This window comes from Pseudanabaena sp. PCC 7367, from assembly GCF_000317065.1.
GTDB classification, from domain to species: Bacteria; Cyanobacteriota; Cyanobacteriia; order Pseudanabaenales; family Pseudanabaenaceae; genus Thalassoporum; species Thalassoporum mexicanum.
Genome location: NC_019701.1, coordinates 388,624 through 400,935 on the forward strand (window position 1 = coordinate 388,624; position 12,312 = coordinate 400,935).

Sequence of the window (12,312 nt, forward strand, 5' to 3'; positions counted from 1 at the left end):
AGTTGAGCTTTCTGTTTAGGGCGATCGTTGATTACACGATCCAGCCAACCATAGATGCAAGCTTTACCGCCGCGATTTTAATCATCATTGTCACAATGGTCTATAGCGCGATCGCTATGCCGATCGAATGGCCAAACTTCTTGCTGGGTTGGGGCTTGGAGCTTTTGCTGTTTGGTATTGTGCACCACATCGGCGGTAATTGGAAAGAACTGGGATCTCTATTTTGAGTTGGCCTGGCCCCTCTTCTTGAGTAATTAAAGCCACGTAATGATCGCCAATACTTATCTCTGCTACTAAATAATCATGCGTGAGATCGTTGTAGACAGATATTGAAAATTCTTCTTTTATCATTGCCCAATATTCAAATACCTGAAAATGAATCTGGATATTCTCAAAAATGTTGGAAACTCTGACTCAAGTCTAAATCTTGATTGATATCCCCGGCCACAATCTCACCAATGATTGCTGCCTCTTCTAGCTTTTGAGTTAAGGCGATCGCCGCTGATCTGGGCATGCACAGAACCAACTCAAAATCCTCACCGCCATAGAGCAGCCAATCGATCGCTTTGGCTTTTGAACCTGCCACTAATTCAATTTCTGTTGGGATTGGGATTGCTTGCCAATCGAGCCGAGCACTTACACCACTGGCCTCACAAATCTGTACGATCGCATCGGCCAAGCCATCGCTGCTATCCATCCCCGCCGCGCGATCGCTATGCTGCCAGATCAATTCTGGTACGTCTAATCTGGGTTGGGGACGTTGATGAGCCCGGTGGAGCTTGGCAATCTGTTCAGCAGAGAGAGAATTGGCTTTTTCTGGATGTAAAAGTATTTCTAAGCCAGCCCTGGAAAGGCCATGCGCTCCAGTGATTAAAATTGCATCACCAACCTGAGCATTACTGCGCAGGATTGCTCGATTACTTTGCACCTGGCCAAAGGCGGTAACTGAGAGGGTAATAACTGGCGATCGCACCGTGTCCCCACCCACTAACTCAGTCTGGTATTTTTGCAAGCAATCAGTAAATCCACCATAAACCCTCTCCACCCAATCGATGCTGGTAGCTGCGGTCAGGCCAAGGGCGATCGTTACGCCCCAGGGGGTTGCCCCCATTGCCGCCAGATCGGAAAGGTTCACCGCTGCGGCACGCCAGCCCACATCCTCGGCACTGGTGGTAGTTTCGCTAAAATGAATTCCATTTACTAATACATCGGTGGTGACAACCAATTCATAACCGGGCGGCATTGCACCCATCAGCGCTGCATCATCCCCCACCCGATCGCTACAATAGCGCCGCAGCAACTTAATTAAACCGCGCTCACCCACATCCTTAACTGTTTGCATTTACTCAATTAATGCTTTGCTGCATTTGTAACGGCCTTTATTACTGCTAGGAATTTTTATTATTCTCAAGCCAGCCGATCGCACTGTTTGCAACGATCGCTAAGACTTACCTACCAGAGCTTTGAGCGATTGCCAGACTTTACTAGCTAAATTAGTAAACCACCCCTCAACCTTTGCCACCAAGCGATCGAGCCAGTGAATTACTTGCATAGCCGGACTATAAACATAACCCATGAATGTAGCTTTGGCCTCAATCCAGGCTTGGGCAGGGCGACTAAATTCATCTAGTTCATGCTGTTCTGCTGGATCACGAAAATCATCAATTTGATTTTGCTCTCTGGTACTAAGATGCTGGCCGATCGGTTCTAGCCCAGTTGACTGCTCAGATTGCTCAGATTGCTCAGATTGATCCGGTTGATCATGATGCTCAGACTGAGTCACCTTGGCTACTGCGTTACTGGGCTCTTTTTGATAAGACCAGGGATCAGCCAGGGCAGAAGAGGTGGAGTTGCTCCGATTAATGTGCTTTGGCTTGCTGGTAATGTTGGCTTTGCGATGCGAAGAAGTGCTTGAATTAGGAACCGAATCAAGCTCAGTGGTGCGCTGGTGTCGCAGTGGTGGCCAATGGCTGTTGTCATCGCCAAATAGTTCGGCCATCGTCAGCCAGGGTTGCTCTTGCGCGTCACTGTTATTTGCTTGTGATGAATTATTGGCTGGTAAAGCAGAGGGCGATTGCTGATCTTTTTTACTTGATTTACTTGCATCAATTTGCCTGGCGATCGATTTGCGGCTAAAGAAATAGGCGATCGCGGCCTTGATCAGGTTGCGAACATAATCAACTGAATAATGCTCTGAATTGTGATTACTATTGTCTAGCTGATCCGACCGATTGGCTAAACCTTGCTGGTCTGGTTGTAGTTGAGGAATGAGATCTAAGAAACGATCGCGCCAGTTGATTAAATTCAAACGATGGCGATCGCGGTAATCATCCTGCTCGATCGGGTTGGGTTGATTCAGGGTTACTAGTTCGGTGGCGGATAATTCCGAGAGAACCGTAATCCCCAGTTCCACTTCCGCCAGAATATAGGTACGCTCTACCCAATAACCTAATCGCAAGACCAGTTTTTGCCAGGGGTTTAATTGAGAGAAATTTGCAGCGGTGATTAAAAATGCTGATTGGCCATTGTTTAGACCAGGCGATTGTTTATCTTGATTTACCTGACTAGGATGATGCGTAATCTTGCCCGATCCATTGCCGTTAGTGGTTACAAGATTGCTACTATTTGCATCTGAGTTTAACTGAGAGGGTAATTGAGTCTGGCCATGTTGCCAAATTTGCTGGAAATAGTCATTAGGTGCGATCTGACCATTTTGGTGCGCATTTTGACCATTGCGGGAACTATTGGTACGATCCAGTTCGGTTGCTGAGTCCAGGTTATGCGTAGCCTGATCAATCGATAGGTCACTCCCCTTAGACCCACTTGAATTACTGGCGGGGAGGAGCTTGGTTTTAGCGATCGCGCCCAGTTTGGCAATTGGATAAAACGTAGCGCTGACAATTCGTAGCGTAGCGATCCGGGCAATGGTAGTGATATCCCGAATCAAATAGTTCGGTAATTGCCGTACTTCGATCCAAAAACCATTATAAAATCGCCTCACTCTGCGTCCTAATTTCACAGGCAAAGAGCGATCGATCCAATTAAACAGCCTACTCTGGTAGCGGGGCATATTTTTGACAGCTATTTATTATAGCCATAAAGCTATTATTCAATTCTGCCATGTGACGTACCCGACCAGCGATCAACAACGACTAAAATAATAATTACCCAAACAATTACCTAGTCAGCAGCTTTACTAATTAAATTAGTTAGAAATAAGGAACTATGATCCCTACCGTTATTGAACAATCTGGTCGCGGCGAACGTGCCTTTGATATTTTTTCGCGTCTGTTGCGGGAGCGCATCGTGTTCCTTGGCCAACAGGTAGACGATACCGTATCAAATTTAATTGTGGCGCAAATGCTTTTCCTGGAAGCCGAAGACCCAGAGAAAGATATTTATCTCTATGTAAACTCTCCTGGTGGCTCTGTGACCGCAGGCATGGCGATCTACGACACAATGCAACATATCCAGCCTGATGTATCGACCATCTGTGTTGGTTTAGCCGCGAGCATGGGCGCATTTTTGTTGGCTGGTGGAGCCGCTGGCAAACGTCTGTCTTTGCCCCATACCCGGATCATGATTCACCAACCCCTTGGTGGTGCGCAGGGTCAAGCCGCCGATATTGAAATTCAGGCCAAAGAGATTCTCTATCACAAGCAGCGCTTAAATGAGCTATTGGCCTCCCACACTGGCCAGCCCTTCGATCGCATTGCCGAAGACACCGAACGCGACTTCTTTATGTCTGCCCAAGAAGCCAAAGACTATGGTTTGCTGGATGAAGTGGTGGTCAAGCGCCCTCGTGCTGATGCAGACTAATTACTCGCCTTCAAGAGTTAAACTACTCACCGCAAATTTGTAGCAATACCGTACGCTGCCGGGGTTCATCTAGCTCCAGCAGCATTACATTTTGGTAGGTGCCCAAACCCAGCTTGCCATCAACGATCGGCACGATCTCACTATTGTTCATGGTGATTGCCATTAAGTGCGAATGGGCATTGATCGGTGGAATGGTCGATTATTTTGTTAATTATTTTCATGGTCTTGGCTGGGCATAATCAAGATATTTAAACTCGAAGGTCTATGAATTATGCCATTGATGCTGCACCAACTCAGCGATCGGTTTAAAAAGTCTCGCCAAATAGCTAATAGATTACTGGCGATCGTGCTGGCCTCTACTACCTTTAGCTTTGCTGCGGTCAAGCCGAGCTTTGCCGCCGCGATCGATAATTTCCCGCCCCGTGCGGTGGTGATCGTACCCAGTGATAAGGAAAACAAAGAGGGCGATCGATTAGACCTAGATGATCCGCAAGCTCCCTTACAAAATGGCACTAATTTTACCGAGCCTGAAGTAAGCAAATATCCGGTGCAGGTGTTACGTTCACACATCGATAGCGAGGGCAAACGCTGGTACTATGTCCATTTTATTGATTCCAATACTCATGGTTGGGTGGAAGCGGCATCTGTTTTGTTTGAAGCAAATTAGTTGGCTTGGCCTTTAAGTTCTAAGTAATTAGAGCAATGCAAAGAATAAATTTCAATAGCTGACGATCGCCATGTTCATCTCCTCTCAACATCGATCGCAAATATTAATTTTTGCCAAATAAGTTATGCTGCCAGCAATTTAGACGTTAACTAATCAGCGATCGCTTTGCTATCAATAATATATTTACTCAATTTGGGTTGCAAACTAGCTAAAAGCGGTTAGAATTTGGGCTGGTTGCGATCGAGATGGAATTATTGAGTAATTGCCGCAACCTGACTTTAATGCCATCAATCAGATGGTTTCTGTCATTGATGCAGATAGAAGCACTCAGCTACTGCGCTTATGGATATTTGATAGATATTTGAGTGGTGAGGAATTTTGCTAAATGCGATCGCTATGAAATTTGGGTTCCCAAGCTGGCCACAATTAACTAATCACAGGCATCTAGATAGTCAGGATCTAGAACGGGGGAGCATGGGTGGGGGTTTAAGTTTGTTGAAAATTTTCGATCGCTTCCGGTTGCTAAAAGTTACGATCGCGGCGGCTGGGATCTGCGTATTTCAATTTACTTTTACTTCTCTTGTGATCTGTAGCTTGCTGGTAAGCGGCTTGGCGATCGGCTTTGCCCCAGGTATGGCCTATGCTCAGTCGGTAGAAGATTTACAGAACTATCAAAAGCTGGTTGAACAGCAAAAGCAACTGATCGATCTGCAACAATATCAAATTAATGCGATCTCACGTCCTGCCCAGGAGCGGCTCGAAGCCCTGCAAAGAAATGTGTTTGCCACCGATCAGCAAATTAATAATAATCTCGGTAAGCTTAAGCAGGCAGAAGCACAGTTACAAGATTTGGAAGCCGATCTGAGCTATTTGGAAATTGAACTGAGCAGCAAACGGATCACCACGATCGCTCGCCTCCAACATTTGCAACGCCAAAAGCTAGACCACTGGTGGGCGTTATTACTCAGCAGCCGCGATCTAAATCAGTTTGCCTCGCGCCGTCATCAAATTGGTCGCATTTATGAGGGCGATCGTCAACTTTTAGGGCAAATCAAACAAAAGTCCGACAAGCTGGAAACCAAGCGGCAACAGGTGGCAAAGGCCAAGAATGAGATTATTTTATTGAATCAAAAGCTGGCCTATCAAAAAGCCAATTTTCAGGCCGAGGCCGAAGCACAGCTAAACATTGTGCGGCGATTGAATAGCGATCGGGTAGCCCTGGAATTGGCCGAAGATCGTTTAGCCCAGGATTCACGCAAGATCGCGCTGTTGATTCTGTCTAAGACCCAATCGCCCCAGAACATGATTTTAATCCCTGGCACGGGACAGATGATGTACCCCACGATCGGCCCAATTAGCAGCACCTATGGTTATCGAGTGCATCCAATTTTGGGTTATGAAAAATTCCACGCTGGGATCGACTTCGCCGCTGATTATGGCACGCTGATCTATGCCGCCGACAGTGGCACGGTAATTTTTGCGGGTTGGTATGGTGGCTATGGCAATGCGGTGGTGGTCAGTCATGGCAATGGCATCACCACTTTGTATGCACACACTGAGGAGATTTATGTAAAGGAAGGGCAGGCTGTCCAGAAAGGGCAACCGATCGCTGCAGTGGGATCGACGGGCTATTCAACCGGGCCGCATTTGCACTTCGAGGTGCGGGCAAACGGGGAACCTACTGATCCAGCAGCGTTTTTATAGACCAAAAGAAAAAATCACTAATATTGCTTTAGTGCTAGTATAGAAAGAGCCATATATATGCAAAAGCAGTCACTAGCTTAATAGTGACTGAGGTCGTCTTTTGATGTGCGACTTATATTTAGTTGTCTATTAAGAAAACAAAATGAAACTGATTTTTCTAGCAGTATTGCTAGGAACTATAACGTTGTTAGTTTCATCACTTGATTCTCACAAAGTTGAGCTCCTTTCACAAATCTTGTCATTACTGGCAAGTGCACTGAATAAATAGGTTCAGTATCTACAATAGACTGAGTGGTGAAGACACTTGGTCTATTTTTTATTTCTACACCTGTATTGTAACACTTACAATACAGATGTGACAGATTAAAAAAATTACAGCGTACAGGCGTTACAGATAATTGATTATAAGGTTGCTTCTGCACCCAAACCAACCTCCTGCCTGATCGCAAACACCAGATAAATCGACACGATCGCCGCAAAAAAGCACCACACCGAAATAAACGCATAGCTATAGAGCAAATAGGTGCCGATCGCCGCCACAAAAATCAAACCGCCCAGCCAATTAATATTTGGCCGTGAAGAAATAAACAGCGGCAGCAGGATGATCGCCCCATAGACCCAGAAGCTAAAATCCTTCGGTACATAGGGGTTAAAGATATACTCAGTGGCGTAATGGATCGAACCATTGGCAATCTCTAGCATTAGTGAGCTTTGGTCAAAAAGCAGCGGTAAATATAATAAACCACCATATAAGAATCCAGCGATCGTAAATGCTAATAGTAGCGATCGTAATTTTTGCTTAGGTTCCAGCGCCAATGCCGAAAAGGGAGTCCAAAATAGCCACAGCCAGTGGGAGAAGAACAGAAAACCCAACGCCGCAGGCTGAATTAAATTAGCATCCAGATTGCCAATTCCCAGCCACAGCAATCCTTCGCACCCCTGTTGAATCCCGAATAGCAATGGCCAACCCGCGATCGTTACAAATGCGCGATCGCTCTGTATTGCTGACCTAATGCAATAAATTCCCACCGGAATCAACACCCCACTAGCTGCAAAACTCGCCTCTACCGAAAAGCACATACCCCCCCATCGATTAGAACTCAACTAGCATCAGGATATACAATCCCGTATCCAGCCTAACGCCGAACCAACTAGGGATTAGGGATTGAGAGGCGATCGACACAATTTGTATCTAACTTTTGAGAGTGTTAACCCAAAATAATGATTCTTCTTTGATTGATAACTTCTAAGCACGATCGGCTACTAAAAATAGCATTATATTTGCAGCAATTAATCATCAAGCAAAGCATCTAATCCCTTCTCAATTGATGGATAACCGTAAATATTCAAAGTCGTCGTTACTTTTGTTTACAAATGCTAAATCAATCACATGATTGTTTATGTACAAATGTAAAGCAATTGTTTGCAAATTATTGCAAATCACCGCCCGATTAAAATTTCGACATAAATATTTGGTAGAAGTATTGTAGTTGCTTGGTTTTATGCGATCGCAAAACACAACCGCGATTGTCATATTCCCAAGCTAAATGCCCACCCAAAAATCCAATCTGGCTATGCGATCGCAATAGTTTAAGCTTGCTACTCTGTTCTAAGACAGATCAACAAGCAAGCAAAAGCTAATCGCATTGCCCCAGCATCTAGAGTGAAAATCGAAATTTAAAGGAGACTGCATGTTCACACCCGTCAAGCCGACAGTCAGACATATCAGCCCCAAGAATATTGATGGTCGTGCATTGATGAAGGTGGTCTATGTTGTCTTGGAGCCTCAGTATCAAAGTGCGCTCTCGGCAGCAATTACCTCCATAAATCAACATAATCCCGAACTGGCGATCGAAGTGAGTGGCTACTTGATCGAAGAACTCCGTGATCCGGAAAATTTTGCCGCCTTTGAGCAAGATATTGCCGCTGCCAATGTTTTCATTGCTTCGTTGATTTTTATCGAAGACCTGGCGCAAAAAGTAGTAGCTGCGGTTACGCCCCACCGCGATCGCCTTGATGTGTGTGTAGTATTTCCATCGATGCCGGAAGTAATGCGCCTGAATAAGATGGGTAGCTTTAGCATGGCCAATTTGGGTCAATCCAAATCAGCGATCGCCCAGTTTATGCGCAAGCGCAAGGAAAAAGCAGGTAGCTCCTTCCAAGACAGTATGCTGAAGGTGGTGCAAACCCTGCCCAAGATCCTGAAGTTTATGCCGATGGATAAGGCACAGGATGCCCGTAACTTTATGCTCAGCTTTCAATATTGGCTGGGTGGTTCGGAGCGCAACCTGGAAAACTTCCTGTTGATGCTGGCGCAACATTATATTCCCGCGACCCAGGGTAAGTTAACTGTGGGTGAGCCGGTTACCTATCCCGACATGGGCATCTGGCATCCGATCGCGCCAAAAATGTTTGAGGACGTTGAAGAATATTTAAATTGGTACAACGATCGCCGCGATATTTCTGATGATCTAAAAGATCCATTGGCTCCCTGTGTGGGCTTGGTCTTAGCTAGAACTCACCTGGTCACTGGCGATGATGCCCATTATGTGGCGATCGTGCAGGAGCTTGAGTCCCTTGGTGCAAAAGTGATTCCGGTGTTTGCTGGTGGGCTGGACTTCTCTAAGCCAGTCGAAGCCTATTTCTCACGGCAGATTCGCGGCGCTAGGGAAAACCGCACCCAGATTCTGGTTGATAGCGTGGTGTCGCTAACTGGCTTTGCCCTGGTGGGTGGCCCAGCTCGTCAGGATCATCCCAAGGCGGTCGAAGCCCTCAAAAAGCTAAATCGCCCCTATATGGTGTCATTGCCATTGGTGTTCCAAACCACCGAAGAATGGGAACAGAGCGATCTGGGTTTGCATCCAGTGCAGGTGGCGTTGCAGGTGGCCTTGCCGGAGCTGGATGGTGCCGTCGATCCGATCGTGATGTCGGGGCGCGATGAAATGACCGGCAGGGCGATCGCCTTGGCTGATCGGGTGGAAATGATCGCCGGTCGAGCGATGAAATGGGCAAACCTGCGCCGCAAACCGCGCTGTGATAAAAAAATTGCGATCACGATCTTTAGCTTTCCCCCCGATAAGGGCAATATTGGTACTGCCGCCTATTTGGATGTGTTTGCTTCGGTGCACAAGGTGGTGCAATCGCTCGGCCACAATGGCTATGCGGTCAAAGACCTGCCAGAGAATGGTCAGGAATTAATGCAGGAAATTCTGCATAACCCCAATGCGATGGTCGGTAGCCCAGAGCTAAATATTGCCGCCAAGCTATCGGTAGCTGATTACGAAAAGCATACGCCCTATTACGAAAGAATTGTAGAAGAGTGGGGGCCAGCACCGGGACATCTCAACTCCGATGGCCAAAACCTGCTGATTTATGGCAAGCAATATGGCAATGTGTTTGTGGGTGTGCAGCCCACCTTTGGCTATGAGGGTGATCCGATGCGCCTGTTGTTTAGCAAGTCCAGCTCGCCCCACCACGGTTTTGCCGCCTACTACACCTATTTAAATCAAATCTGGCAAGCGGATGCGGTGTTGCATTTTGGCACCCACGGATCGCTGGAGTTTATGCCTGGCAAGCAAATTGGCCTGTCGGGTGAATGCTATCCCGATAATTTGATTGGCGCTTTGCCAAATATTTATTACTACGCGGTCAATAACCCCTCAGAGGCCACGATCGCCAAGCGGCGAGGCTATGCCACCACGATCAGCTACATTACGCCAGCGCCAGAGAATGCTGGTTTGCATCGCGGTTTAAAGGAATTAAATGAGTTAATTGGTTCTTACAAGGAATTGCGGCTGGGCAATCGCGGTGTCTCGATCGTCAATACGATCATGGACAAGGTACGTCTGGTAAATCTCGATCAAGATGTGAATTTGCCCGATCGGGATGCCAAGGAAATGAGCCTGGAAGAACGCGATAACATTGTCGGCCAGGTCTATAACAAACTGATGGAGATCGAATCGCGGGTGTTGCCCTGTGGCTTGCATGTGGTGGGTGAACCGCCCAAAATCGATGAAATTACTGATGTTTTGGCCAGCATTGCCAGCTTCGATCGCTTCGAAGACAACCTCAAATCCCTGCCAAGATTAATCTGCGAGAGTATTGGCAAAGACATAGAGCAGGTCTATAAAAATAGCGATCGGGGTATCTATGAGGACGTAGAGCTATTGGCCAGTTTGCGCACGGCTACGAACAAAGCAGTTGCCGCGATGGTGCAGGCTAATACAGACGTTGATGGCCGAGTCTCGAAGATATCGGTATTGAATTTTATCAATCTGGGTAAAACTGCGCCCTGGATTCAATCTTTGCAAGATTCTGGCTATGGCGAAGTCGCTCCAGAAACAGTTAAACCCCTGTTTGAATTTCTAGAATTCTGCCTCAAGCAGATCGTGGCCGATAACGAACTGGGCGGCTTGATTCGGGCATTGGAAGGCGAATATATTATGCCCAGTCCTGGTGGTGATCCAATCCGGAATCCGCTGGTGCTACCAACGGGCAAAAATATGCATGCCCTCGATCCCCAGTCGATCCCTACCAGTGCAGCGGTACAGGCGGCCAGAGTAGTAGTAGAACGGCTACTCGATCGCCAGAAAGCCGATAATAATGGCCAATGGCCGGAAACGATCGCCTGTATGCTGTGGGGCACCGATAATATCAAAACCTATGGTGAATCCCTGGCGCAAATCCTTTGCATGATTGGCGTGAAGCCAATGGCAGACTCACTAGGACGAGTCAATCGGGTGGAATTAATTCCCCTCGAAGAACTTGGCCGACCCCGGATCGATGTGGTGGTGAACTGCTCCGGTGTATTCCGCGATCTATTTATTAATCAAATGGACTTGCTCGATCGGGCGGTACGGATGGCAGCGGATGCCGATGAACCAGTGGAAATGAACTTTGTGCGCAAACATGCGATCGCCCAGGCGGAAGAACTTGGCCTGACTACTCAACAAGCTGCCACCAGGGTATTCAGTAACTCCTCTGGTTCCTATGCGGCAAATGTGAACCTGGCAGTGGAAAACAGCACCTGGGAAGAGGAACAAGACTTGCAGGATATGTTCCTGTCGCGTAAGTCCTTTGCCTTTGGATCGCAGTTTAGCAACACCCAGCAGCGGCAAATTTATGAAACTGCGCTCAAGACCGCCGATGTTACCTTCCAGAATCTTGATTCCTCGGAAATTAGTCTTACTGACGTAAGTCACTATTTTGATTCTGATCCCACGAATGTAATTGCGAACCTGCGCCAGGATGGTAAAAAACCCAATGCCTATATGGCTGATACCACCACCGCCAATGCCCAGGTGCGCACATTATCAGAAACGGTGCGATTGGATGCCCGCACCAAAATTTTGAACCCTAAATGGTATGACGGCATGCTCAATCATGGTTATGAGGGGGTGCGCGAAATTTCCAAGCGCCTGGTGAACACAATGGGTTGGTCTGCCACAGCAGGTGCAGTGGATAACTGGGTCTATGAGGATGTGAACGATGTTTATGTGCAAGATGCCGAAATGCGCGATCGCCTCAAAAACCTCAATCCCCACTCGTTCCGCAAAATGGTAGGTACTTTGCTAGAGGTAAATGGACGTGGCTATTGGGAAACCAGCGACTATAACCTGCAAATGCTGCGCGATCTGTATCAAGAGCTAGAGGATCGGATCGAAGGCGTGGAATAGCCTCTGGCGATCGTTAAGTCATCGATAGTCTCAAGATTCGCTAGTAATTAGTTTTTCTCCTCACCTCCAATACAATAAGTTAATCCCTCTCGCCAATTCAGGTAAGAGGGATTTTATTCATCTATTCTTAATGAGGCATTAGAGTTATTAAACGATACCCAATAACTACAAGTTAAGAGCGGCAAAGACTGATTGAGTTCAGCTAGTCGATTAAGCAACTGAAGGCGATCGGTTTAATCAATAAAAAAAGGCTATTTCACTAGCCCCATTACCTTAACGAATAATTGATAGATGTTGATTAATTAAAAACGGGCCTGACGGGATTCGAACCCGCAACTTCCGCCGTGACAGGGCGGTGCTCTAACCAGTTGAACTACAGGCCCAAAGAGAGAATTACCAAAATTTAAAAAGGGTTAAAATCTCTTAGCTCGTTTTTGAGCGATCTCC

The 12,312-nt window shown here is 46.9% G+C and carries 8 protein-coding genes, 1 tRNA gene and 1 pseudogene; 5 read left to right on the forward strand and 5 right to left on the reverse strand.

What is annotated here, in order from left to right; all coding sequences use genetic code 11:
* Positions 1-2 precede the first annotated feature (2 nt).
* Entirely contained in the window at positions 3-227 is a 225-nt protein-coding gene (locus PSE7367_RS01495) for a hypothetical protein (RefSeq protein WP_041698279.1), read from the forward strand.
* A 164-nt stretch (positions 228-391) separates the two neighbouring features.
* On the opposite strand, the gene thiL is transcribed toward PSE7367_RS01495, so the two are convergent.
* Positions 392-1,342, reverse strand: a complete 951-nt coding sequence (thiL, locus tag PSE7367_RS01500; RefSeq protein ID WP_015163593.1) for a thiamine-phosphate kinase — start codon at positions 1,340-1,342, stop codon at positions 392-394.
* 99 nt (positions 1,343-1,441) lie between these two features.
* On the reverse strand, positions 1,442-3,001 hold the full coding sequence (locus PSE7367_RS01505; protein WP_156800319.1) for a hypothetical protein: 1,560 nt from the start codon (positions 2,999-3,001) through the stop codon (positions 1,442-1,444).
* A 224-nt stretch (positions 3,002-3,225) separates the two neighbouring features.
* On the opposite strand from PSE7367_RS01505, the gene clpP reads away from it, so the two are divergent.
* Positions 3,226-3,819, forward strand: coding sequence for an ATP-dependent Clp endopeptidase proteolytic subunit ClpP (gene clpP / locus PSE7367_RS01510; RefSeq protein ID WP_015163595.1), 594 nt, complete (start codon positions 3,226-3,228; stop codon positions 3,817-3,819).
* A 22-nt stretch (positions 3,820-3,841) separates the two neighbouring features.
* Here clpP and PSE7367_RS01515 read toward each other — a convergent pair.
* Positions 3,842-4,006, reverse strand: a pseudogene (locus PSE7367_RS01515) (YjbQ family protein); the annotation flags it as partial.
* Between the two features lie 84 nt (positions 4,007-4,090).
* On the opposite strand from PSE7367_RS01515, the gene PSE7367_RS01520 reads away from it, so the two are divergent.
* The gene (locus tag PSE7367_RS01520; protein WP_015163596.1) at positions 4,091-4,486 is read left to right on the forward strand and encodes a hypothetical protein; all 396 of its coding nucleotides are present in this window, start codon (positions 4,091-4,093) and stop codon (positions 4,484-4,486) included.
* A gap of 396 nt (positions 4,487-4,882) precedes the next feature.
* The gene (locus PSE7367_RS01525; protein ID WP_225882672.1) at positions 4,883-6,190 is read left to right on the forward strand and encodes a murein hydrolase activator EnvC family protein; all 1,308 of its coding nucleotides are present in this window, start codon (positions 4,883-4,885) and stop codon (positions 6,188-6,190) included.
* 402 nt (positions 6,191-6,592) lie between these two features.
* Here PSE7367_RS01525 and PSE7367_RS01530 read toward each other — a convergent pair whose 3' ends face one another.
* The gene (locus PSE7367_RS01530; RefSeq protein WP_015163599.1) at positions 6,593-7,270 is read right to left on the reverse strand and encodes a DUF6629 family protein; all 678 of its coding nucleotides are present in this window, start codon (positions 7,268-7,270) and stop codon (positions 6,593-6,595) included.
* Positions 7,271-7,881: 611 nt separating this feature from the next.
* On the opposite strand from PSE7367_RS01530, the gene PSE7367_RS01535 reads away from it, so the two are divergent.
* On the forward strand, positions 7,882-11,865 hold the full coding sequence (locus PSE7367_RS01535) for a magnesium chelatase subunit H (protein ID WP_015163600.1): 3,984 nt from the start codon (positions 7,882-7,884) through the stop codon (positions 11,863-11,865).
* A gap of 309 nt (positions 11,866-12,174) precedes the next feature.
* On the opposite strand, the gene PSE7367_RS01540 is transcribed toward PSE7367_RS01535, so the two are convergent.
* Positions 12,175-12,248, reverse strand: a tRNA-Asp gene (locus tag PSE7367_RS01540).
* Positions 12,249-12,312 lie beyond the last annotated feature (64 nt).